This window comes from Roseibium polysiphoniae (assembly GCF_014842925.1).
GTDB lineage: Bacteria > Pseudomonadota > Alphaproteobacteria > Rhizobiales > Stappiaceae > Roseibium > Roseibium polysiphoniae.
The window spans coordinates 67,059-89,022 of record NZ_JACYXJ010000005.1 but is presented as its reverse complement, the minus strand read 5'-3'; the positions used below and the strand labels follow the sequence as shown (position 1 = coordinate 89,022).

The 21,964-nt window shown below is 59.6% G+C and carries 22 protein-coding genes; 8 read left to right on the top strand and 14 right to left on the bottom strand.

Annotation, left to right across the window (positions count from 1 at the left end; all coding sequences use genetic code 11):
• Nucleotides 1-9: 9 nt before the first annotated feature.
• Nucleotides 10-2,199, bottom strand: coding sequence for a xanthine dehydrogenase family protein molybdopterin-binding subunit (locus IG617_RS13385; RefSeq protein WP_192109727.1), 2,190 nt, complete (start codon nt 2,197-2,199; stop codon nt 10-12).
• A gap of 3 nt (nt 2,200-2,202) precedes the next feature.
• Nucleotides 2,203-2,664 (bottom strand): (2Fe-2S)-binding protein, encoded by a 462-nt coding sequence (locus IG617_RS13380; RefSeq protein ID WP_192109726.1) that lies wholly within the window; start codon nt 2,662-2,664, stop codon nt 2,203-2,205.
• 166 nt (nt 2,665-2,830) lie between these two features.
• Between IG617_RS13380 and IG617_RS13375 the strand changes: the two genes are divergently transcribed.
• From IG617_RS13375 to IG617_RS13365, 3 genes are all read left to right on the top strand, one after another.
• Nucleotides 2,831-3,454: a TetR/AcrR family transcriptional regulator gene (locus tag IG617_RS13375; RefSeq protein WP_192109725.1), complete on the top strand. Its 624-nt coding sequence runs from the start codon at nt 2,831-2,833 to the stop codon at nt 3,452-3,454.
• A 131-nt stretch (nt 3,455-3,585) separates the two neighbouring features.
• Nucleotides 3,586-4,806 (top strand): argininosuccinate synthase, encoded by a 1,221-nt coding sequence (locus IG617_RS13370; protein ID WP_192109724.1) that lies wholly within the window; start codon nt 3,586-3,588, stop codon nt 4,804-4,806.
• A 178-nt stretch (nt 4,807-4,984) separates the two neighbouring features.
• Entirely contained in the window at nt 4,985-5,437 is a 453-nt protein-coding gene (locus IG617_RS13365; RefSeq protein WP_192109723.1) for a TspO/MBR family protein, read from the top strand.
• Between the two features lie 18 nt (nt 5,438-5,455).
• Here IG617_RS13365 and folK read toward each other — a convergent pair whose 3' ends face one another.
• The 4 genes from folK to IG617_RS13345 form a co-directional block, all read right to left on the bottom strand.
• On the bottom strand, nt 5,456-5,950 hold the full coding sequence (folK, locus tag IG617_RS13360; RefSeq protein WP_192109722.1) for a 2-amino-4-hydroxy-6-hydroxymethyldihydropteridine diphosphokinase: 495 nt from the start codon (nt 5,948-5,950) through the stop codon (nt 5,456-5,458).
• The gene (gene folP / locus IG617_RS13355) at nt 5,947-6,774 is read right to left on the bottom strand and encodes a dihydropteroate synthase (protein WP_209008475.1); all 828 of its coding nucleotides are present in this window, start codon (nt 6,772-6,774) and stop codon (nt 5,947-5,949) included. Before folP ends, folK begins: the two co-directional genes overlap by 4 nt.
• A gap of 86 nt (nt 6,775-6,860) precedes the next feature.
• Entirely contained in the window at nt 6,861-8,084 is a 1,224-nt protein-coding gene (locus IG617_RS13350) for a multidrug effflux MFS transporter (RefSeq protein WP_209008474.1), read from the bottom strand.
• On the bottom strand, nt 8,072-8,533 hold the full coding sequence (locus IG617_RS13345) for a MarR family winged helix-turn-helix transcriptional regulator (RefSeq protein ID WP_192109721.1): 462 nt from the start codon (nt 8,531-8,533) through the stop codon (nt 8,072-8,074). Before IG617_RS13345 ends, IG617_RS13350 begins: the two co-directional genes overlap by 13 nt.
• Before the next feature lie 205 nt (nt 8,534-8,738).
• Here IG617_RS13345 and typA point away from each other — a divergent pair, with 205 nt between their 5' ends.
• The 5 genes from typA to IG617_RS13320 all read left to right on the top strand — a co-directional run bounded on the left by typA (nt 8,739) and on the right by IG617_RS13320 (nt 13,400).
• The gene (gene typA, locus IG617_RS13340) at nt 8,739-10,568 is read left to right on the top strand and encodes a translational GTPase TypA (protein WP_192109720.1); all 1,830 of its coding nucleotides are present in this window, start codon (nt 8,739-8,741) and stop codon (nt 10,566-10,568) included.
• A gap of 180 nt (nt 10,569-10,748) precedes the next feature.
• A complete protein-coding gene (locus IG617_RS13335; RefSeq protein WP_192109719.1) occupies nt 10,749-11,132 on the top strand; it encodes a hypothetical protein in 384 nt (127 codons plus the stop codon).
• Nucleotides 11,133-11,304: 172 nt separating this feature from the next.
• Nucleotides 11,305-12,285, top strand: a complete 981-nt coding sequence (locus IG617_RS13330) for a sodium-dependent bicarbonate transport family permease (RefSeq protein WP_338052231.1) — start codon at nt 11,305-11,307, stop codon at nt 12,283-12,285.
• A gap of 4 nt (nt 12,286-12,289) precedes the next feature.
• Complete coding sequence (locus IG617_RS13325; RefSeq protein ID WP_192109718.1) at nt 12,290-12,601, top strand: DUF3240 family protein; 312 nt, start codon at nt 12,290-12,292, stop codon at nt 12,599-12,601.
• A 145-nt stretch (nt 12,602-12,746) separates the two neighbouring features.
• A complete protein-coding gene (locus IG617_RS13320) occupies nt 12,747-13,400 on the top strand; it encodes a carbonic anhydrase (RefSeq protein ID WP_254170555.1) in 654 nt (217 codons plus the stop codon).
• A 36-nt stretch (nt 13,401-13,436) separates the two neighbouring features.
• On the opposite strand, the gene IG617_RS13315 is transcribed toward IG617_RS13320, so the two are convergent.
• The 8 genes from IG617_RS13315 to leuB form a co-directional block, all read right to left on the bottom strand.
• Nucleotides 13,437-14,171 carry a TenA family protein gene (locus IG617_RS13315; protein WP_192109717.1) on the bottom strand — a complete coding sequence of 245 codons (735 nt, stop codon included), beginning with the start codon at nt 14,169-14,171 and terminating at the stop codon, nt 13,437-13,439.
• A 61-nt stretch (nt 14,172-14,232) separates the two neighbouring features.
• Nucleotides 14,233-15,267: an aspartate-semialdehyde dehydrogenase gene (locus IG617_RS13310; RefSeq protein ID WP_192109716.1), complete on the bottom strand. Its 1,035-nt coding sequence runs from the start codon at nt 15,265-15,267 to the stop codon at nt 14,233-14,235.
• Nucleotides 15,268-15,372: 105 nt separating this feature from the next.
• Nucleotides 15,373-15,495, bottom strand: a complete 123-nt coding sequence (locus IG617_RS21820) for a hypothetical protein (RefSeq protein ID WP_276529828.1) — start codon at nt 15,493-15,495, stop codon at nt 15,373-15,375.
• Between the two features lie 128 nt (nt 15,496-15,623).
• Nucleotides 15,624-16,391 (bottom strand): maleate cis-trans isomerase family protein, encoded by a 768-nt coding sequence (locus IG617_RS13305; protein WP_192109715.1) that lies wholly within the window; start codon nt 16,389-16,391, stop codon nt 15,624-15,626.
• A 12-nt stretch (nt 16,392-16,403) separates the two neighbouring features.
• Entirely contained in the window at nt 16,404-17,540 is a 1,137-nt protein-coding gene (locus tag IG617_RS13300) for a M24 family metallopeptidase (protein ID WP_192109714.1), read from the bottom strand.
• 358 nt (nt 17,541-17,898) lie between these two features.
• A complete protein-coding gene (locus tag IG617_RS13295) occupies nt 17,899-20,073 on the bottom strand; it encodes a methyl-accepting chemotaxis protein (RefSeq protein ID WP_192109713.1) in 2,175 nt (724 codons plus the stop codon).
• Between the two features lie 226 nt (nt 20,074-20,299).
• Nucleotides 20,300-20,716 (bottom strand): hypothetical protein, encoded by a 417-nt coding sequence (locus IG617_RS13290; RefSeq protein ID WP_192109712.1) that lies wholly within the window; start codon nt 20,714-20,716, stop codon nt 20,300-20,302.
• Nucleotides 20,717-20,823: 107 nt separating this feature from the next.
• Nucleotides 20,824-21,936 carry a 3-isopropylmalate dehydrogenase gene (gene leuB, locus IG617_RS13285; protein WP_192109711.1) on the bottom strand — a complete coding sequence of 371 codons (1,113 nt, stop codon included), beginning with the start codon at nt 21,934-21,936 and terminating at the stop codon, nt 20,824-20,826.
• Nucleotides 21,937-21,964: the final 28 nt, after the last annotated feature.

The window sequence follows — 21,964 nt, the reverse complement described above, 5'->3', positions numbered from 1 at the left end:
GTTTGATGACTAAGCCAGGTCGTGTTTCGACAGAGGCAGGTCGGTAATCCAGATGTCCTTTGCCGCGGCGATGGCATTTGCAACCGCCGGGCCAATCGGTGGTGTGCCGGGCTCGCCGGCGCCTGACGGGGCCTCTTCGGACGGCACGATGTGCACATCGATCTCGGGCATGTCGGTCATTCGGATCGGCAGATAGGTGTCGAAGTTCTCCTGATCCACAATGCCGTCGGTCAGGGTGATCTCGTTTCTGAGAACAGCGCCCAGACCATATCCGATGCCGCCTTCCATCTGCGCCCGGATATTGTCCGGGTTGACCGGAATGCCGCAGTCGACCGCGCAGGTGACCTTCTCGACCTTCACCGTTCCATCCTCGCGGAAGGAAATCTCGGCAACTTCCGCAACGAAGGAGCCGAAGGATTCCACGGCAGCGATGCCGCGATAGCGACCCTCTGGCAGAGGTTTGTCCCATCCGGCTTTTTCCGCCGCCAGCTTGAGAACGCCGGCGAGGCGGTCATGCTTGATGTGCTTCAGGCGGTAAGCAAGCGGATCTTCGCCGGCCTGTTTCGCGAGCCGGTCCATCATGGTCTCGGCGACATAGCCGGTGTGGGTGTGACCTACGGAGCGCCACCAAAGGACGGGAACCGCCGTCTCTGCGTTGTGCACTTCGGCCTGGAACGCCGGCATGCTGTAGGGCAGTTCGCCGATCCCTTCCACGGAGGTCGCGTCGACGCCATCCTTGACCATGAACTGCTCGAAGGACGTGCCCTTCATGATCGACTTGGTCGCGATGCGATGCTGCCAGCCGAGGACATTGCCGTCCTCATCGAAGCCAACACGGGCTTTATGGGCAACCATCGGGCGATAGTAGCCGCCCTTGATGTCGTCCTCGCGTGTCCAGACGACCTTGATCGGCTGAGGCGGGTTGCCAGCTTCAAGCCGGGCCTTTGCGATCAGAGCAGCTTCGGCGAAGTAGTGGCTGTCCGGCTGGGCGCGCCGGCCAAATGAGCCGCCGGCCCAGGTGGTGTTGATGGCGATCTTGTCCGGGGTCAACCCGAGGACGCCTGCCGTCACCATTTGGTCGATGGTCTGGAACTGCGAACCCGTCCAGAAGGTTGCCGTCTCACCATCGTAGAGAACCGTGATGTCGAGCGGTTCCATGGGTGCGTGGGCGAGGAACGGGAAGGCGTAGTCGACTTCGATGACATTGGCAGCCTGTGCCAGGGCGCCATCCGCATCGCCTTCGCCGCCGGGCACGGGCAGACCCTTTTCAGAGGTCATGGCCGCAAGCTCTTCGGCCATTTCCGCGGTGCTGCGGCTTTCTGCTACAGCTTCATCCCATGTCACCTCCAGAAGACCGCGGGCATTGATCGCCGGCCAGGTGCTGGTTGCAAGAACGGCAACGCCGCTGGGCACAGAGACAACATCGACTACGCCCTCGATCTTGCGCGCCTCGGCATCGTCAAAGCTGGTGGGAACCGCGCCAAACTTTGGCGGGCGGGCCAGGACGGCAACCAGCATGTTGTCGGCCTGGTGGTCCATGCCGTAGAGGCCGACGGCACCTGAAGATTTGGCCGGAACATCCACGCGGGCAAAGGACTTGCCGATGTAGATCCAGTCTTCCGGTTTTTTTAGCGCAGGTTCGGCGGGAACCTCCTGAGCGGCGGCAAGGCCGGCGAGCTCTCCGAAGGTTGCCGACTTGCCGCTGGCGTGGCTGACAACACCCCTGGAAACGGTGACCTCGGCGGCAGGAACATCCCATTCACCTGCAGCGGCAGCGACGAGCATGGCTTTTGCGGCTGCGCCTGCGGTTCGGTACTGCAGGAAGGAATTGGCGATGGCGGTTGAGCCGCCTGTTCCCTGGACGCCGAAGGCCAGGTTTTTGTAGAGGTCGACGTTGGCTGGGGCGAAGTCGGTTTCGATCTGAGCGGCATCCGCATCCAGTTCGTCAGCGACCAGAGTTGCAAGGCCGCTGGCCGTGCCCTGGCCCTTGTCCAGGTGCTTGATCAGCACAATGACCTTGTTGTCCGGGCGAATGTGGACAAAAGGCTGTGCAAAATCTCCGGCGTTGCTGGCGGCCCTGGCCGTGCCCGGCATGCGCAGGGCAAGCATGAGGCCGCCAAGTGCGCCGGCGGACATCTTCAGAAAACTACGGCGTGATGGCCTTGCCGCTTCGAGCGGCTTTTCAAGCAAATGCAACATGGATCAGGCCTCCATCTTGTCGGCGGCGACGTGGATTGCCTTGCGAATACGGGCGTAGGTCGCGCAGCGGCAGACGTTTCCGTCCATGGCATAGTCGATGTCTTCGTCAGTTGGTTTTGGCGTTTCTGTCAGCAGCGCTGTCGCCGCAAGTATCTGACCAGATTGACAATATCCGCATTGCGGAACATCGAGTTCGGACCATGCGGCCTTGACAGCCTCGGCAGCCTTGCCGTTCACGCCTTCGATGGTGGTGATGCTCGCGCCCTCGATGTCCTCGAGAAGGGTCTGGCAGGATCGGATGGGGTCTCCATCGAGATGGACCGTGCAGGCGCCGCACTGGGCAATTCCGCAACCAAACTTGGTCCCGGTCATTTTCAGGTCATCGCGCAGGACCCAGAGAAGCGGAGTTTCCGGATCCGCATCAATGGTCCGGGGCGTGCCGTTGAGCGTAAATGTAACAGACATCCTTGGCGAGGCTCCCTTGGCTGGTGTAGAGTGGCTAGAGGGTAAACACTTGAGTACAAGAAACCGTCCTGTCCGACGCAGCATTTCGGGCAGGTTGGGTAAACTACTCGGTTTACTTGGGGCGGGGGCCCTGCAAGGACAAGTGACTTGGAGGAATAAATTTGCGATGTCGCTGATGGAACAAAAGAACAAGCAAATAATACAAGCTGCAATCGCCGAATTTCAGGAACGCGGATTTGCCGGTGCCAGTATGGACCGGATTTCGGAGCGGGCACAAGTTTCCAAGCGTACGGTCTACAATCACTTCGAAAGCAAGGAAGTGCTGTTTCAGGCGATCAATCAATGCCTGCTGGAACAGCTGCAGCTGACGACGGATGTACCCTTTGACGCGAGTGCCCCCATCCGTGACGAGCTGATACGGCTCGGTTGGCAACAGGGGCGCCACCTGACCGACCCTTGCGCCATGAACATGGCGCGCATGGTCATGGGCGAGATCCTGAGGGATCCGAAACAAGCGGAAATGATGAACAAGCGCATGGACATGGTTCGCCAGGTCAAACGCTTTCTCGATGCCGCCGTTGCCGCCGGAAAATTGTCGGTCCCCGATACATGGGTTGCCGCGGAACAGTTCCTTGGCCTGATCAAAAGCCGCGGCTTTTTCCCCAAGCTCTTCGGCGAGGCTCTTGCGACCGAGCAGGAAGTTGCCGCGATCATTGATGACAGCGTTGACATGATGCTGAAGAGCTATGGCGTCGAGGGTGAGAAAGTTCAGGCGGCGGACGTCGCCTGATCTGCGTATTCGCGCTTACAAATCGAAGCCTTCTACCCCTTGCGTTGCGGTATTTACCGGCTAAATTGCGCCGGACTTAAATACGGCTGCCAAGCGGCCCCCACACAAGACTTCGAACGGATTTTCTTTCCATGGCGCATGGTGACATCAAGAAGGTCGTGCTCGCCTATTCCGGCGGCCTCGACACCTCCATCATCCTGAAATGGCTGCAGACCGAATATGGCTGCGAGGTGGTGACCTTCACCGCCGACCTGGGCCAGGGCGAGGAGCTTGAGCCTGCGCGCAAGAAAGCCGAGATGCTCGGCATCAAGGAAATCTACATCGATGACCTGCGCGAAGAGTTCATCCGCGACTTCGTGTTCCCGATGTTCCGCGCCAATGCCGTCTATGAGGGCGTCTATCTCCTCGGCACATCCATCGCGCGGCCGCTGATCTCCAAGCGTCTGATCGAAATCGCCGAGGAAACCGGCGCAGATGCAATCGCACACGGCGCGACCGGCAAGGGCAACGACCAGGTTCGCTTCGAGCTGTCCGCCTATGCCCTGAACCCGGACATCAAGGTCATCGCTCCGTGGCGTGACTGGACGTTCAAGTCGCGCACCGACCTGATCGAGTTTGCCGAACAGCACCAGATCCCGGTCGCCAAGGACAAGCGCGGAGAATCTCCGTTCTCGGTCGATGCCAACATGTTGCACTCGTCGTCTGAAGGGAAGGTCCTCGAGGACCCGAACGAAGAAGCGCCGGAGTATGTCTTCCAGCGGACAGTCGACCCGACCACGGCGCCTGACGTTGTCACCGAGATCGAAATCGGCTTCGAAAAGGGCGACATGGTTTCGCTCAATGGCGAAAAGCTGTCTCCGGCAACAATGTTTGCCGCGCTGAACGATCTTGGACGCGACAATGGCATTGGCCGTCTCGATCTGGTCGAGAACCGCTTCGTCGGCATGAAGAGCCGCGGCATCTATGAAACGCCGGGCGGCACGATCCTTCTGACCGCGCATCGTGCGATGGAGTCCATCACCCTTGATCGCGGTGCTGGCCACCTCAAGGATGAGCTGATGCCGCGCTATGCGGAGCTGATCTACAATGGCTTCTGGTTCTCGCCGGAACGCGAGATGCTGCAGGCCTTGATCGACAAGAGCCAGGAACATGTCACGGGCACGGTCAAGCTGAAGCTCTACAAGGGCAATGTCATGGTCGTCGGCCGTGCCTCGCCGTTCTCGCTCTATTCTGAAGAGCTGGTGACCTTCGAAGATGATGAAGGTGCCTACGATCAGAAAGATGCGGCTGGCTTCATCAAACTGAATGCTCTGCGCCTGCGGACCCTGGCCAAGCGCGACCGTCTCGGCTGAGTTCAGTCAAGTTGCTGACTTGAAGGGGCGCCGAAAGGCGCCCTTTTGCGTTTGACGCCCCTAGCGTCGACTTTTGGGCGTAGACTTTTGATGCTTCAAGAGCGAGTGCAACGCGAACCTGGAACCAAGCCAGTTTCCAGATGTTTGCCAAGACTTGCCAAACAACAGAGTGATACAGATGGAACGTTGGTTCGGTCTTGCCGTTTTTCTTTTCGCCGTCGTTGGTGGCGGGCTCCTGATTGGGGCAACCAACCTTCCGGGCGAGTGGTATCTCGCGCTGGAGAAGCCGGCCTTCACGCCACCTGGCTGGGTCTTCGGGCCTGCCTGGACGACGCTTTATCTCCTGATCGCGATTGCAGGATGGCGGACGTGGTCGCGCACTGGCCACAGCGCAGTCTTTTCTCTCTGGGTCCTGCAGATGGGGCTGAATTTCGTCTGGAGCCCGATAGTCTTCACCGCGCATGGCCTTGGCGCTGGCCTTGCCGTCATCCTGGTGATGCTGGTCACGATCCTGGCGTTCATCCGCATGAGCTGGGGCCCCGACAGGCTCGCAGCACTCTGCTTCGTGCCCTATGCGCTCTGGGTCGCCTTTGCGAGCTATCTCAACGCCGGGCTTTTTCTGCTCAACTAGATGTCTTGATGCCGCTAATCAGTCGGCGAGTTTCTCAACCCCATCCTGATCCGGGCAGGTTTCCAGCGCTTCCGCAGCCGTCTGTCCGCCGCCAATCGGCGCGTCCGGCCAGATTTCGGCAAGCGGGATGAGCACGAAGGCGCGCTCGCCCATGCGTGGATGCGGAACGGTGAGATTGTCCTCGTCCACGGTCTCTGTTCCGTAGATCAGGACATCGATATCGATGATGCGCGGACCCCAGCGAATATCCCGAATGCGGCCGAGCTCGCGCTCAACCTCCAGGCAACGCTCAAGCAGCGCGCGTGGCGACAGGGTCGTTTCGACGGTGATGCAGATGTTGCGATAGTCATCCTGCGGCACTGGGCCCCATGGCGGGGTGCGGTAGTCGGATGACCTCGCAGTGACCGAAATGCCCTGGCTGGCATTCAGCGATTCAACGGCCGCATCGAGATTGGCTTTGGTGTCGCCCATGTTGGAGCCAAGGCCAAGTGCTGCCCGAGTCGTCAAGGTCATTCAGCGTGTTCCTTCAAGGTGGCTTCCAGGATCCGGGCGGCGTCCGCGTGAGGACGGACGTCATGAACCCGGACGATCGCGGCGCCCTTTTGCATGGCCAGAAGATGGACCGCCATTGATCCGAAAAGCCGCTCGTCCGTTTCCACGTTCAGGACGGCACCGATCATCCGCTTGCGAGAGGCGCCCGCCAGAACGGGAAGACCGTGTTTCAGGAGGCTTTCGAAGCGGTTCAGGATCTGGAAGTTCTGGTCGATGGTCTTGCCGAAGCCAAAGCCCGGATCAAGGATCTGCTTTTCGCGGGGGATGCCGGCCTTGTCTGCGAGCTCCATAGAACGTTCGAAGCTGCGGTCGATGTCCGCCAGGATGTCGATCTGCGGATCGGCGACGTCGCGGTTGTGCATCATCACGACATGCGCCCCGGTCGCAGCTGCTGCATCGGGCATGGCGGGGTCTTTCTGCAAGCCCCAGACGTCATTGATGATCACCGCGCCATTTGCACAGGCCCGACGTGCGATTTCCGCCTTGTAGGTGTCGATCGAGACGGGAACGCCCAGATCGGCCACGGGCGCAAGGACCTGGGCGATGCGCGCCCATTCGTCTTTCAGGGAGACAGGCGCAGAGCCGGGCCGGGTGCTCTCGCCGCCAATGTCGACAATGTCCGCGCCTTCGTCGATCATCTGGCGGGCATGGGCCACAGCCTGATCCACGGCGTTGTGCCGGCCGCCATCGGAAAAGCTGTCCGGCGTCACGTTCAAAATGCCCATCACATGCGGACGGCCTGCGCCAACAAGATCGGGCAGGTGGTAGCTGGCAGCTCGAGACATCTTCGACGGCAATCCTTCTGTTCAATCGGCTGTGTGCCGGTTTAAACAGTCAGGGTCAAGGCGATAGCAGGGGGCAAAATTCTGGCCTAGTCGACAGCAGCCTGTGCGATCCGATGCCGTTGTCCGAGGATCAGGTACAGAAAGACGCCAATTGCGGGCATGGCGGGGATGATGGTTGCCATGCCGAACAGCGGATCTCCGGTCGCGGCGATGGCGAGACTGCCGAGAATTCCGCCGCCGAATTGCATGAAGCCGGTCAGTGAGGAGGCGGCGCCTGCGATCTGCGGGAAGTCCTGCATTGCGGAGGTCAGCGTCTCGGGGAGAATGAACGCCATAAAAAAGGCGAAGACGCCTACAGGTCCCATGACGCCCAGATAGGTGGGTTCCTGGAGCCTGAGGATGGTGGCCATCAAGACGGCTGCGAACAACATGCCGGCCATGCCGAAGGGCAGAAGTTTGCGTGCTTCTGTTTTCTTCAAGAGCCGTCCGGCCACGAGCGTGCCGGTGATGAAGCAGATCGACTGAAGCATCATGCCCAGGCCGAACTGCGCGGGCGTGAGGCCAACTTCATGAATGAGCACGAAGGGCTGAACCGTCGCCATGGCATAGAGGTTGCCGAGGCTGAAGGCGAGGAGCAGACTCGGGCGCATGAACCTGACGTCGCGCAGCAGGGTCAGGTAGTTGATCGCCAGCCGCTGCGGATGGATGTTGCTGATCGACTTGTAGGCATTGGTTTCGCGCTGAAACAGTGCAGCGCCAATCATCAACGCGACCCCATAGACAATCATGCAGATGAAGATCTCGCGCCAGCCGAAGAGTTCCAGGATCACGCCACCAAGGGTCGGGGAGACGGCGGGGCCGAGCGCCAGCATGCTGCCGATGGTGTTCATGATGCGCGCCGACTTCTGACCGGTGAACTGGTCGCGGACAATGGCGCGTGACGCTGAAATGCCCACCGCCGCGCCGACGCCCTGGATCGCTCGGGCCACCATCATCCAAGTGACATCGGGCGCGAATGTCGCGACGATTGTCGACACGAGGTAGAGCGTCAGAAACGCAAGGGTCACCGGTTTGCGCCCGAAGGCGTCCGAGAGGGGCCCGCACAGCAATTGCGTGATCGCAAAGCCGGCGAAATACGCGGTCAGGGTCAGCTTGATCATGGATTCGGTCGTGCCGAATTCAATGGCGAGCGTGGGCATGGCCGGTGTGTAAAGCGCCATGGTGATGGGGCCGATGGCGACAAGGGCAGCGCCCAGGATCGCCGTCCGGCGCTCCGTCATGACCGGTTCGGCAGCTCTTACTTCACGCACTTCCCGGCTTCCCCGTTCAACAGGTTGTCTTTCATGGTGCCCAGGATGGCTTCCATCTCGTCGCGCTGGCGTTCGCTCATGCCAGCCAGCGTTTCGGATCGCACCTCAATGATTGCATCCTCGATTTTGCCAATCACCGGATCGGCTGTATCGGTCAGCGTGATCAGCTTGGCGCGGCGATCGGCCGGATCAATGGTGCGCTTGATCAGGCCAGAGGTCTCAAGGGAATCCAGGTAGCCGACCAGGGTCATGGGCTCCACGCTCATCCGCTCGGCCAGCGCCGCCTGCCGCAGGCCCTGATGGCGCCAGATGAAGGTCAGAGTGCGTGCTTCGGCGACCGTCAGGCCGGTGTCGACATGCGTCAGGGCGATTTCAAAACGTTTGCGCAGCAGTCTTGCGATGTCCACGATCATCAACGTGACAACGCTTTGCGGAACCGGTGGCTTCATGGGGGTCTCTTTTGTAAGGATGCCTTACTATATAGAGGCCGGAGTAATCATGTCAATCACAGGCCATCTCTTCGCATTGCACATAAGGCCGCTTCAGACTATATAGAGCGCAAATTTCGGCCGTCGTGGCCGATTTCCGAACAAACGTGAGCCAAGACATCCGCTGCGGGCCCTCCGGCCCGCAAATGTCTTTTGGAGCCCTGAAATGAACTTGCGCAATATCGCCATCATCGCACACGTCGACCATGGCAAGACAACTCTCATCGACGTGCTGTTGAAGCAGTCCGGAGCATTCCGCGAAAATCAGCGCACGGAAGAGCGCATGATGGACTCCAACGACATCGAACGTGAGCGTGGTATCACCATTCTTGCGAAGGTGACGTCGCTGGTCTGGAAAGACACTCGCATCAACATCGTGGACACCCCGGGCCACGCCGATTTCGGCGGTGAAGTGGAGCGTATCCTTCACATGGTCGACGGCGTGATCCTGCTCGTGGATGCTGCCGAAGGCCCGATGCCGCAGACGAAGTTCGTGCTCGGCAAGGCCCTGAAGCTTGGTCTCAAGCCGATCGTTGCGATCAACAAGATCGACAAGCCCGAGCAGCGTGCCGACGAAGTTCTCGACGAAGTCTTCGATCTCTTCGCATCTCTGGATGCCAACGAAGATCAGCTCGACTTCCCGGTCCTCTACGGATCTGCCAAGCAGGAATGGATGGCGACCGAGCCGGAAGGACCTCAGGAAAACATGGACGCTCTTCTGGACATGGTTGTCGAGAAGGTTGCAGAGCCTGTTTCCGAGGAAGGCTCTTTCAAGATGCTGGCGACGACGATCCAGTCCGACCCCTTCCTGGGCCGCATCCTGACGGGCCGCATCGCTGCCGGAACGGCTCTCCCGAACATGGCTGTCAAGGCGCTGTCCCGGGATGGCAAGACGGTCGAGACCGGCCGTATTTCCAAGATCCAGGCTTTCCGTGGTCTTGAGCGCACGTCGATCGAACAGGGCGAAGCCGGCGATATCGTTTCCATCGCAGGCCTGACCAAGGCGACCGTTGCCGATACCATCTGTTCGCCGGATGTCACCGAGCCGATCCAGGCACAGCCGATTGATCCGCCCACGCTGTCGATGACCTTCCGGGTCAACAACAGCCCGCTGGCCGGCAATGAAGGCTCCAAGGTCCAGTCGCGCGTGATCCGCGAGCGCCTGATGAAGGAAGCCGAGGGCAACGTTGCTCTGAAGATCGAAGAGACAGATGAGCCGGATGCATTCATCGTTTCTGGCCGCGGCGAATTGCTTCTCGCGATCCTGATCGAAAACATGCGCCGTGAAGGCTTCGAGCTGGGCGTTGGCCGTCCGCGCGTTGTCTTCCAGAAAGACGAAGATGGAAAGCTGCTGGAGCCGATCGAAGAAGTCATCATCGATGTTGATGAGGAATTCTCCGGTGCCGTGGTTCAGAAGCTTCAGGAACGCAAGGCAGACCTGCTGGAAATGCGCTCTTCCGGCGCAAACCGCAGCCGCCTGGTCTTCCTGGCCCCGACACGTGGCCTGATCGGTTACCAGGCCGAGTTGATGTCCGATACGCGCGGATCTGCCATCTTCAACCGCCTGTTCCATGGATATGCGCCTCACAAGGGGCCGATCCAGGGCCGCCACACCGGCGTTCTGCTGTCGAACGGCAATGGTGAGGCCGTGGCCTTTGCACTGTACAACCTGGAAGACCGTGGTCCGATGATGATCGATCCGGGCACCAAGGTGTATCAGGGCATGATCGTCGGCGAACACACCCGTGGCAACGACCTCGAAGTCAACGTGCTGAAGGGCAAGCAGCTCACCAACATGCGTTCGTCCGGCAAGGATGACGCGGTCAAGCTGACGACGCCGATCCGTCTCAGCCTCGAGGCTGCACTGTCCTACATTGCTGATGACGAACTGGTCGAAGTGACGCCGGAATCCATCCGTCTGCGGAAGTTCCTGCTTGATCCGAACGATCGCAAGCGCGTCAGCCGTGCGGCCAACAAGGGTGCGGTTGCAAGCTAAGCCTGTGGCATCACCGGGAAAATTGAAAAGCGGGCCTCGGCCCGCTTTTTTTGTTTGAACACATGAGTCAGGATGGCACACAGTGTTTACGAAGCGTAAAGCTTTGTTAATCTTTTCTTGCCAGACTTTTTGACGGTGCTGCCAGAAGGGCGCATCGTAAAAGCTGGCCAGGAGGCCATTATGCCAACGACGATTGAAAGGCCACCTACGGCCCCCGTCGTGGCGCATGCGACAGAATACCCGCCGGACCGGGAGCGCCGGGACGACCCGCGGGATGAGCACAACAGTAAAGAGTCACGCGCGCAGCGCCATGATCCAGACAGCGGTTCCTCCGACGAGGCGCCGGCCGTTCTTGTTGATGCCGAACACCACGAAGATCACCGTCTTGACGGCGTTGCTGCCTATCGGGCAACGGCGCAGCATGTTCTCGACCCGAAAAAGACGACGGTGCGGCGCCCGAGTACGCTCGGTGTGCCGGAGCATCAGGCTCCGGAGACCGTGCGCCATGCCTATGAGGATCATGGCGGACAGGAAGAGAGACATAGTCTCAACGTTTCGACCTGAGCTGCCGTAGATCGGCCTGATCGGTTCAGAAGCCGCGGTGACGCTTCTGCTCGAAGCTTGCCGGGGCTTTCAGGGCTTGTGAGGGTGTCCGGTGTTCTTTATATGGGCGGGAGCTATGTAGTTTCCCGTATTCGCTGTTTCCGAAAGTGAGCGGGCTTTTGGGAAGAATGGCGTGCTGGATACCATCCTTAGCCTTGCGGCGACCAATCTGTTGTCGCCGATTATCCTGTTTTTCGTCCTCGGGCTGGTCGCTTCTTTCTTGCGATCCGACTTGTCTGTTCCAGAGGCCGCGGCGAAGGCCCTTTCGATCTATCTGCTCTTCGCCATCGGCTACAAGGGCGGTGTGAGCGTAAGTGATCACGGCATTGATGCCAGCCTGGTGCTGACGCTGATTGCCGGGCTTTTGCTTTCGTTTGTTCTGCCACTCGTTGCCTTTGGGCTCTTGAATGTCATGACCGGTCTTGGCCGCACGGACGCTGCTGCCGTGGCAGGGCACTATGGCTCGATTTCGATCGTGACCTTCGTGGCCGCAACATCGGTCCTGCAAAGTCAGGGCATCGCGACCGAAGGCTATATGGTGGCCGTTGCCGCAGGCATGGAGGCGCCCGCGATCTTGTCCGCACTTTGGCTGGCGACCAGAGGTCAGGCCCAAGAACAGGGAACGGAAAGCGGGCTTTGGCGGGAAATCCTTCTGAACGGCTCCATCGTGCTGTTGATCGGCTCCTTCCTGATCGGTTTCATAACCGGCCCGAAGGGACTTGCCGACATCGAGAGCTTCATCGTTTCACCGTTCAAGGGTGTCTTGTGCCTGTTTCTGCTGGATATGGGACTGGTCGCGGGTCGAGGTCTGCGGACGAGCGCGAGCGTCTTGCGTCCCGGTCTTGTCCTGTTCGGTGTGATCATGCCGCTGGTCGGCTCCGCCTTCGGACTTGCAGCGGCTGTTCTGCTGGGACTATCGCCCGGCGGAACGATGTTGCTGATGACCCTGTCGGCGTCTGCTTCCTATATCGCGGTTCCCGCAGCCATGCGTGTTGCCTTGCCGGAAGCAAACCCCTCGATTTATCTGACGCTGTCGTTGGGGATCACATTTCCGTTCAATCTGACGCTTGGCATTCCGCTGTATCTTACAATGGCGACAGCGTGGGGAGGGTAGGCTGATGGAAACAAGCACCGCAAAACGGGTCGAGATTATCATCGAAAGCCCGATGGAATCGCGTCTGACGGATGCCTTGAGCGAGGCGGGTGTCACCGGATACACGGTGCTGCCGGTTCTGGGCGGCAGTGGCCGGTCAGGCCGCTGGAGCCGTGAAGGGCAGGTGTCGCGTGCCGGCGGTATGGTCGCTGTCATCTGCATCATTCGGGAAGAGCTGCTGGATGGTCTTCTGGATGCGGCATTCAAGGTTGTACAACGGCACATCGGAGTGGTCAGCGTCACCGATTGCCAGGTTCTTAGAACCGAGCGATTTTAGCAAACAACCTGCTTGAAAGCCGGACGCCCGCCTGCCCGCTCCTGGAGGCGTGGACAGCTGGCGTTGACTGCATGTTGGCATCGCCGTCCTGTTTCTCATATAAGCGATCGAGTCTTGTCGATTGTCGCTTACGGAGGCCGAAGTTTTGACATTTCCTGAAAGTCTGTTGTCCGGTTACGGTCGATACTTTGAAAAGGGCTTTGTCCGCCACAAGGAAACCCACGAACACCTTGCCGTTTATGGCCAGAAGCCCGAGGTCATGGTCATTTCCTGCTGCGATAGCCGGGTGACGCCCGAAGGGATCTTCCATGCGGGACCGGGCGAGCTCTTCGTGCTGCGCAACGTTGCCAACCTAGTGCCGCCTTACGAGGAAACCGAGGGACAGCACGGCACGAGTGCGGCCCTGGAATATGCGGTGACGGCGCTGAAGGTTCAGCATGTGGTTGTCATGGGCCACGCCAAATGCGGTGGTGTTCAGGCGTTCCGGGAAAATGCCAATGCGCCTGCCCTGAAGGGGGACTTCATCGGCCGCTGGATCAAGCTCTTGGAACCGGCCGCCATCGCCATGGCCTGTATGCCGGTCGACAGGATCGATGATCCGCAGCTGGCCATGGAATATGCCGGTGTGCGCCAGTCTCTCAAGAACCTGCACACATTCTCATTCGTGGAAGATGCCGTCACCAAGGGTGAACTGAGTCTGCATGGGGCGTGGTTCGACATCGGCTCAGGCGAGCTGAGGGTGATGGATCCTCACACGGAAAAATTTGAAACGGCGGTTTCCGGCACGCCAACCGAGTGATTTTCGGGTCGCATCTCGAACAGGTTCCGGGCGGGCTTAAGAGCCCTCCCAGACGGCGTCGAAGAATGCCACTTCAAGCGCGCACATGTCCTTGAAGCATTGGGCGACCCGTTGTCGTTCGGCCTCGCTCAGCGCATTGCCGACGACATCCATCTCTTCACGCAGCCAGCCGACGAAGCTCTCAAAGCCGGGGACTGCATGAAGGTCGATCCATTCGGCGAGGTAGAAAGCCTCGGGGCGTGGTTTTTTGGCTTCGCGCAGTCCCCAGGTCAGATACACCCATTCGGCGCAAAGCAGGCAGGCAAGGCCTTCGGCATAGGTGCCCTTGCCCGATGAGGTCAGCAGCAGGTTAGAAAACTGGCGGGTGACTGGCCCCTGGGCTGCTGTCCGATAAGTTGTCTCGGGGACATTCAACGCTGCAAAAGAGCGCTCGAAATAGTCGTTTTCCTCGGATGTCAGCAGCGCGAGAAATGCGCTTAGCCTCGCCTTGGATCGCATGGTCGGCGCTTTGGCGACCAGATAGCCAAGGGTCGAGGCAAGATCTGTGATGAAGGTATAGTCTTCGATCAGATACCGCACATAGGCCGGGGCGGGCATGGTGCCGTCGCCGATGGCCTTGGTGAACTCATGCTCGGTTGCGGCAGCCCAATCCGAGCCGGCCTGGAAAACCAGCCAGTCGCTGAAACGGGCTGATGGCGCCTGGGCCTGATCGTCCTGGAAGGAGGCTGCTTGCGTGACGGCCACGGCGGCGTCTTTCGTATGACTGGGCATGTGACCTGGAAGCTCATTGGATCAAGCGCACTCTGGTGAACGCGCTTGATCCATGAAGTCGTTAGGCCGCTGCCTTTTTCGGCTGGATCAGGCCACGGTTGACCAGAACTTCGGCGATCTGAACCGTGTTCAGCGCCGCACCCTTGCGCAGGTTGTCAGAGACCACCCACAGGTTCAGGCCGTTTTCGACGGTCGCGTCTTCGCGGATGCGGGAGATGTAGGTCGCATCTTCGCCGGCGCTTTCGTATGGCGTCATGTAGCCGCCGTCTTCCTGCTTGTCGATAACCAGGCAGCCTGGTGCTTCGCGCAGAATGTTGCGTGCCTCGTCCGCAGAGATCTCGTTCTCGAACTCAATGTTGACGCTCTCGGAGTGACCGATAAAGACCGGGACGCGGACGGCTGTGCAGGTGACCTTGATCTTCGGGTCGAGCATCTTCTTGGTCTCGGCCAGAACCTTCCACTCTTCCTTCGTGTAGCCGTCTTCCATGAAGCTATCGATATGCGGAATGACGTTGAAGGCGATGCGCTTGGTGAACTTCTCCGGCTCGATCGGGTCATTCACGAAGACGGCGCGGGTCTGGTTGAACAACTCTTCCATGGCGTCTTTGCCACCGCCGGAGACCGACTGGTAGGTCGAGACGACAACGCGCTTGATCTTGGCGACCTCATGCAGGGGCTTCAGCGCGACGACCAGCTGCGCGGTCGAGCAGTTCGGATTGGCGATGATGTTCTTCTTGGAGAAGCCGGTGATCGCATCCGCATTGACCTCGGGAACGATCAGCGGCACGTCCGCGTCGTAGCGCCAGGCCGACGAGTTGTCGATCACGACGCAGCCCTTGGCTCCGATCCGGGGCGCCCATTCCTTGGCGACCGAACCGCCAGCAGACATCAGGCAGATGTCAGTGTCGGAGAAGTCGTAGTTCTCCATGGCCTGGACCTTCAAGGTCTTGTCGCCGAAGGAGACTTCCGTGCCCTGCGAGCGGCGCGAGGCCAGTGCAACGACTTCATCGGCTGGAAAGCCACGCTCGGCGAGAATGTCGAGCATTTCCCGCCCGACGTTGCCGGTGGCGCCCACGATTGCGATCTTGTAACCCATGTTGAAATTCCTCATCCGTCTCCCCGCTTCAGCCGGTGTCCCGGTCCCAGGACCAGCCGGCCTTTCAGCGCCCCCCATCCCCGGGGAGCGGGACGAGCGGCACCGTTAAGCGGTGGTGGTCGTAGTCGGTTTGACGGTGGTTGTCGGAGCAGGGGTTGCGCAGGCAAAAGCGGCGCCGGTGAAAACCGTCGTCTGCTTCTTCGCGATATCGGCGCTGCGCCGAACCATGCCTAAGCTCCAGTTGCAAATTACCGGTGACTTTTGGCGCGGAAAGAAACCGATGTCAACTGCCCGCTTTGCGCCGGCCGAGCGACAGGGCGCAAGGTAGGCGGCCGGAGCAGGTTCAGCCGGTGATGTCAGCCGTTGAACAGGCGGCCTGGCCCTACGTCCTTCGTGGGCAATCCGGCGCATTGCAGAATGTGCCAGGCCAGAGCCTGGTTGCTGGTGATGACCGGCTTGTTCAATGCGGCTTCACAGGCTTCGATAACATCAAAACTGCGCAGGTTCGTGCAGGAGGCAAAAACCGCGTCGACGTCATCGCTCGCGCCGATCTGGCAGATCGCTTCCTGAAGTGAGGCCTGGGAAATGCGCGCAACGACGGCTTCCTCTTCCTGTTCGAAGGAGCCAAGCGCCGCAATCTCGAGACCGGCGGCCTCTAGATTGTCCTGTAGGGTCCTGGAGACAGATCTTGTGTAGGGAGACACGAGCGCCGGGCGTTTGACGCCGAGATGGGCGCAGGCCGCCAGCACCGCGCTCATCGGATTGGTGACCTTGGCGGAAGGGTGCTTGCTTTGAACCGCTGCGGCGACGTTGTCAGGTCCGATCACCGCGGTGCCCGATGTGCAGCAATAGGCGATGACGTCCATTGGCTGGGCATCGGGAAGTAGACCGGCTGCGCGTGGCAGTTCTTCATGCATGGATTGCAGGGTTTGCGGCGTGACGTCATGGGCGCTGGGGATCCGGGAGTGATAAAAGGCAACCCCCTCAAGTCCGGAGAGGGAGCGAAACTCGACCTCCAGCGTTTCGTCCGACTGGAGGACGATCAGGCCGATGGCCGCGCGCGATGCGTTGCCTGCGTCAGCCTCGAACGGCAGGTGTCTGGATTGCAGTTCCCTGAAGGTCATTGTGCGGGCTTTCTATAAAATGGGGAGTTCGGGAGCTGCCCGCCGTGACAAGAGCTGGGCTGGTCCGTCCCGAATAACGATATTTTCCTCATGGACCATCATCTTTCCCTCAGGCAGGTCCATGCTTGGTTCAAGGGTGATGACCATGCCCTCTTGCAGGATCGTCTCGTCGAAATCGATCAGGGACGGCGCTTCGGTAAGCTGCATCCCGAGCCCGTGGCCAAGGCGACCGACGTTGCTGCCCGTGCCGCCGGTCCGGTCGTTCATGAGTTTGAACAGGTCCGCGCAGGTCATGCCGGGCCGCGCAGCCTCGATGGCGGCCTCCGTTGCGTCATGGAGGCGGGCATAGGCGTCTCTGGCCTCAGAGCTTGCGTGACCGATGGCGAAGTTTCGATCGAAGTCACAGAAATAGCCGTTCAGGGTCGCGCCCGTGTCGAGCATCAGGACATCGCCGGCTTCAAGTGGCTTGTCGCTCGGAGGCGAGATGACATCGCCATAGCCGCCGGGGCCTGCGCCGCCGACAAGATAGGGCACGTCATCAGCGCCGCGTTGCAGAAGTTCGATCCTGAAGGCTCGAAAGGTGTCCTTCAGGCTCTGGCCTTCGCGGAACAAATTGGGCGCGTTTTCGAAAGCCTCGGAGGCGACCGCGCATATCTTCGATATGACCTCGATCTCGAGCTCGGATTTGACCATGCGCAGGGCCTGAACGAGCTCCGTCGCGTCACAGAATTCGGTTGCAGGCAGAGCGTTACGGAGACGTGTGAGGTCGTTCAGCGGCATGCGCAGGGAGGTCTCACGGCCCATCGGCATGCCGACACGCGCCCTGCCGTGCAGGGCAGAGGTTAAGAGCGAAAGCCCGTCATCATCGGCATGAGGCGAGGAAAATGTCCGGATGTCATCGATCCAGGTGGTTGCCATGAGATTTTCGCCGATGGTCGGGATGACGGCGATCGGTTTGCCCTCTGCGGGCACGATCAGAAACCACGGACGGGTGGGGCTCTGCCAGAACAGCGTTCGGAACCCGGTGAAGTAGCGCAGCTCGGCTTCGGTTGTGAACAGGAGCGCGTCCAGACGATGCTCGCGCATCGCGCGCTGGGCCAGTTCGAGGCGCCGCTCGTATTCCCGGGCCGGGAAATCTGGTGTTGTCATGAAAGGTCTCTTCCCGCAGCCTGACCCGGTCTCAACGGATGTTAGTCCGGTCAAGGCGCGAAAGGAAAGAGGGAAGGGCTTTGATCGCTGGCGGGAGGGCTTCCGGCTGTCAAGAAAACTTCAAACGACTGTCACCAATCCGCCATGGGCCCCGCCGAGCTTCGCGCTCGAATCTGGGGGTGTTCGAGGCACCCCGGAAAGACGCACGCCACCACTGTTTTATGAGCGGGCGAACTAACACAGTCCGGTCCTCCCAAGACCGACCAAAGAAAACGCCCGGATGCTGATGCCTGCATCCGGGCGTTTTCGATTTTCAGATTTGCCAAATGATCAGTGCGCGCGCCTAAAGCGATGCCGCTCAGGCCGCTTCGCTTTGGTTTGCCCGCTCACTGATTTCGACGAGGCCTCTTGTGAAGCTCTGGACCACCTCCGAAAGCTCGGTGCTAACGTTGGAAAGTTCGCTGGAAGTCTGGTCCACGACCGCTGAGCTGTCCTTTGTGCGGGCGATTGCGTCGGCCAGGCCTTCCACATTGGATGAGGCATTCCCGCTGCCGGTGGCTGCAAGCGAGATACTGCTGCTGATGTCTCCGGTGGCGGCGCCCTGTTCCTCGACCGCGGAGGCGATTGCGGAGGTGACCTCCTGAACATCCTGCATGCGAGTGCCAATTGCTTTAATGGCCTCGACCGCGTTCTGGGTTGATGCCTGAACGCCGGCGACCTGCGCTGCAATTTCGTCCGTTGCCTTGGCTGTCTGGGTCGACAGCTCTTTGACTTCGGCAGCCACGACAGCGAAGCCCTTGCCGGCTTCACCCGCGCGTGCCGCCTCTATGGTCGCGTTGAGCGCGAGAAGATTGGTCTGCTCGGCGATTGCCCGGATAATCTCGATGACCTCGCCGATTTTGTCCGCGGCGCTTGCCAGAGATGTCACGTCCTCATCCGTCGCGCGGGCCACATCCGCTGCCTCATTGGTGATGTCGAGTGCCTTGCCGGTGTGCTGAGCTATGTCCTGAATCGAAGACGCCAATTGTTCGGCAGCTGATGCGGCTGCCTCAACATTGTGGGTCGCATCTCCAGATGCAGACAGGGCCGTGTTCGCGGCGCTGGAGGCTTCCTCGGCAATGCCGACCATCGATTTTGCGGTGTTTGACATCGATCCGGTGCGGTCTTCCAGTCTTGACTGGATTGATGAGATCGTCTGATTGAAGCTGGCCACAAGCTGGTGCACTTCTTCCTGACGAGCGCGTTCCGCCTGCCTTTTCTCGCCTGCATTGGCCTCCAGCACCTTGCGCGACCTTGCACTGTCGAGGAACACCTGGACGGCGCGGCCCATGTCACCGATTTCGTCTTCGCGGCCCGCTGTCCTGATTTCAGTTTCAAGCTTGTTTTCAGCAACATCGCGCATGTCCGTCACCAGGCTGCTGATCGGCCGTGTGAAGGAAAGAGCGATGAGATATCCGCCAATTGCTGCAAGGGCAAACAGGACGCCTCCTGCCATCAGCATCCAGTTGCGCAAGATTGCGAGCGGCTCGGCGGCTTCATCCTCGCCCTGCATGGCGACGATGACCCAGTTCACACCCTCAAATTCAAAGGGGACCGCGGCTTCCTGAAACGCCATGTCGCGGTAGCTGGAATTTGTGCCGGTACTTTCCTTGCCCTCAAAGCCTTGCGTGATGGCTGTGCTGTCAAGACTGGTGGCCAGGATGTCATTTTGGTCCGAGAAGCCCGAGTCATTGCGGAACAGACGATCTTCGCCAAGAATGATGGCTTCTCCAGTTGCTCCGAGGCCCTCGTTGCGAGTCATGATCGCATTGATGTTGTCGATCGGCATTTGATAGACAATCACACCGACCTTTTCACCGCTGCTGAAGACCGGCCTCGACATGAAGCTTGCTGGCGCGCCATGGCTTGGCGCATAGGGCTTGAAGTCATAGAAGTGGATGGAGCCTTGTTGTCCTGCGAGACCGTCTCGATAGGCGTTTCCCAGGTCAGTTGCTGCCCATTCGCCGCCTCCTGCAAGGAAGTTGGTGGCGTAGTCTTCTTCCTTGAAGACGGTGTAAATCAGGTTCCCTGCGGTATCGAACAGGAAGATATCGTAATAGCCGCGGCCCTCAAGAAGCTCGCGGAACCAGGGATGGTATTTCGCGTGGATGGCGTCATACGACGTGCCTGTGGCGGCCGTGTCGAGCTTATGCTTCTCGCCGAGTGGATTGGGGTTGTCCGCGATGTAAGCGGTTTTGAGGACTTCGGTATGAGACCCGTCGATCTCATTCCATGCGGACCCAAATTCGCGAATTGCTTCGGCTGTATAGGGGAGGTCTGCGATGATCTCGAGGTCTGTTTCGATTGACTTGAGGTAGGACTCCATGCTCGCGCGGCGATCCTTCGCCACGACCATCAATCGCTGTTCGGTCAATTCCTGTGTCTCGACCGCTGCGGAATAATAACTGGCGAAGCCAACACCTGCGCCAACCAGAACAGCAAACCCAACGATGGCCAGAGGGACCTTCGTCCTAATCGTCAATTTGTTCCACATGATCATACCCTTTTGTTAAGGGAAGGATCGTGCGCGAAAGTTAATTATTGTCTAAAATTGAATATTTCAAAATTCGTATCTTACTAATTCGGTAGTCTAAGATCATGAATACATTATGATAGAATTTTTTTCGTGTGAATTTGCTGCGAGTTCATTGATAAATTTACTTATACTAATTCTTTCTTGAGATTGAGCGCGTTCTTCGGTGGCGGGGGTCTTGGGCATTCTACTGTGCGCGTTTGTAGACCGAGACATTGGTGAAGCTGTCGACGTCGACGAGATGGACGACCTGGGTCACCGTCAGCGTCTGACGGTCTGTGGAGAGCTCGCGGGTGGCCTTCATGATGGTCAGGCCGCCGCGGCGCGCTTCGGACACCAGCTTGTCGTCGCCGTCGAAGACCAGGCGCATGGCGTCGACCAGACCGCTCTTGCCCAATTTGACTTCCGGACCGTCCGGCAAGGCTTCAAAGCTGTCATTGGTGACTTCGCCGTCTGCGCTGACCGTGTTCATCGAAAAGACGGCCATGCCGAAGTTGTCCTCGATCTTCAGCGTCGCGCTCTTGGGCGGATCGCCCTGTTCGAACTCGCTTTCAGCTGCATCGAGGATCCAGGTGCCGAGAAAGGGGCCGATCTTGTCGCTCATGGTCGGGGTCCTGTCATCATCAGGGATAAAGGGCTTTTGGCGCTTATAAAGAAAACGGCCGCCAGGAGGAAACCCACCCCGGCGGCCGTTTGTGAAATAAACGCCGATCAGGCGCTCAGGGCATCCAGTTCTGCGACGATGGCATCGCCCATCTCGGCGGTGGAGATGGTGGCTTCGCCAGCCGCTGCGATGTCCTTGGTGCGCAGGCCCTTGTCGAGGGTGTTGGCGATGGCCTTGTCGAGCATGTCGGCAGCCTCCACCAGCTCGAAGGAATAGCGCAGCGCCATGCCGAAGGAGGCGATCATGGCGATCGGGTTTGCAGCGCCCGTGCCGGAAATGTCCGGGGCAGAGCCGTGCACCGGCTCATACATGGCCTTGCGGCGCCCGGTCTTGGCATCCGGTGCGCCCAGCGATGCGGACGGCAGCATGCCGAGCGAACCGGTCAGCATGGCGGCAACATCCGACAGCATGTCGCCGAACAGGTTGTCGGTGACGATGACGTCGAACTGCTTTGGCCAGCGCACAAGCTGCATGCCGCCGGCGTCGGCCAGCATATGTTCGAGCTGGACGTCTTCGTAGCCGTTGTTGTGGGTGTCGGTGACAACCTCGTTCCAGAGCACGCCGGACTTCATCACGTTCCGCTTTTCCATGGACGTGACTTTGTTGTTGCGGGTGCGGGCCAGTTCGAAAGCGACCTTGGCGATGCGCTCGATTTCGTAGGTGTCATAGACCTGCGTGTCGACGCCGCGCTTCTGGCCGTTGCCCAGATCCGTGATTTCTTTCGGCTCGCCGAAATAGACGCCTCCGGTCAGCTCACGCACGATCAGGATGTCGAGGCCCTCGATGATGTCCTTCTTCAGGGAAGAGGCATCGGCAAGAGCGGGATAGCAGATGGCAGGACGCAGGTTGGCGAACAGCTCCATGTCCTTGCGCAGACGCAGGAGGCCGGCCTCAGGGCGGTGCTCATAAGCGACATCGTCCCACTTGGGGCCGCCGACGGCACCGAAGATCACGGCGTCCGACGCCATGGCCTTGGCCATGTCTTCTTCGGAGATGGCCTGACCGTGCGCATCATAGGCTGCGCCGCCGACGAGGCCTTCGTCGCTTTCGAATGTGTCACCGCCACGGGCGTTGAACCAGGAAATGACCTTCTTCACTTCGGTCATGATTTCCGGACCGATGCCGTCGCCCGGCAGGAGAAGCAGATTATGTGTCGCCATGGGTGTCCGTCCCGTGTGTTCTTATGGA

What these genes read in the sequence shown, in the direction of transcription:
- IG617_RS13385 (WP_192109727.1), bottom strand. Translation starts at nt 2,199, where the DNA reads ATGTTGCATTTGCTTGAAAAGCCGCTCGAAGCGGCAAGGCCATCACGC.
- IG617_RS13380 (WP_192109726.1), bottom strand. Translation starts at nt 2,664, where the DNA reads ATGTCTGTTACATTTACGCTCAACGGCACGCCCCGGACCATTGATGCG.
- IG617_RS13375 (WP_192109725.1), top strand. Translation starts at nt 2,831, where the DNA reads ATGTCGCTGATGGAACAAAAGAACAAGCAAATAATACAAGCTGCAATC.
- IG617_RS13370 (WP_192109724.1), top strand. Translation starts at nt 3,586, where the DNA reads ATGGCGCATGGTGACATCAAGAAGGTCGTGCTCGCCTATTCCGGCGGC.
- IG617_RS13365 (WP_192109723.1), top strand. Translation starts at nt 4,985, where the DNA reads ATGGAACGTTGGTTCGGTCTTGCCGTTTTTCTTTTCGCCGTCGTTGGT.
- folK (WP_192109722.1), bottom strand. Translation starts at nt 5,950, where the DNA reads ATGACCTTGACGACTCGGGCAGCACTTGGCCTTGGCTCCAACATGGGC.
- folP (WP_209008475.1), bottom strand. Translation starts at nt 6,774, where the DNA reads ATGTCTCGAGCTGCCAGCTACCACCTGCCCGATCTTGTTGGCGCAGGC.
- IG617_RS13345 (WP_192109721.1), bottom strand. Translation starts at nt 8,533, where the DNA reads ATGAAGCCACCGGTTCCGCAAAGCGTTGTCACGTTGATGATCGTGGAC.
- typA (WP_192109720.1), top strand. Translation starts at nt 8,739, where the DNA reads ATGAACTTGCGCAATATCGCCATCATCGCACACGTCGACCATGGCAAG.
- IG617_RS13335 (WP_192109719.1), top strand. Translation starts at nt 10,749, where the DNA reads ATGCCAACGACGATTGAAAGGCCACCTACGGCCCCCGTCGTGGCGCAT.
- IG617_RS13325 (WP_192109718.1), top strand. Translation starts at nt 12,290, where the DNA reads ATGGAAACAAGCACCGCAAAACGGGTCGAGATTATCATCGAAAGCCCG.
- IG617_RS13315 (WP_192109717.1), bottom strand. Translation starts at nt 14,171, where the DNA reads ATGCCCAGTCATACGAAAGACGCCGCCGTGGCCGTCACGCAAGCAGCC.
- IG617_RS13310 (WP_192109716.1), bottom strand. Translation starts at nt 15,267, where the DNA reads ATGGGTTACAAGATCGCAATCGTGGGCGCCACCGGCAACGTCGGGCGG.
- IG617_RS21820 (WP_276529828.1), bottom strand. Translation starts at nt 15,495, where the DNA reads ATGGTTCGGCGCAGCGCCGATATCGCGAAGAAGCAGACGACGGTTTTC.
- IG617_RS13305 (WP_192109715.1), bottom strand. Translation starts at nt 16,391, where the DNA reads ATGACCTTCAGGGAACTGCAATCCAGACACCTGCCGTTCGAGGCTGAC.
- IG617_RS13300 (WP_192109714.1), bottom strand. Translation starts at nt 17,540, where the DNA reads ATGACAACACCAGATTTCCCGGCCCGGGAATACGAGCGGCGCCTCGAA.
- IG617_RS13295 (WP_192109713.1), bottom strand. Translation starts at nt 20,073, where the DNA reads ATGTGGAACAAATTGACGATTAGGACGAAGGTCCCTCTGGCCATCGTT.
- IG617_RS13290 (WP_192109712.1), bottom strand. Translation starts at nt 20,716, where the DNA reads ATGAGCGACAAGATCGGCCCCTTTCTCGGCACCTGGATCCTCGATGCA.
- leuB (WP_192109711.1), bottom strand. Translation starts at nt 21,936, where the DNA reads ATGGCGACACATAATCTGCTTCTCCTGCCGGGCGACGGCATCGGTCCG.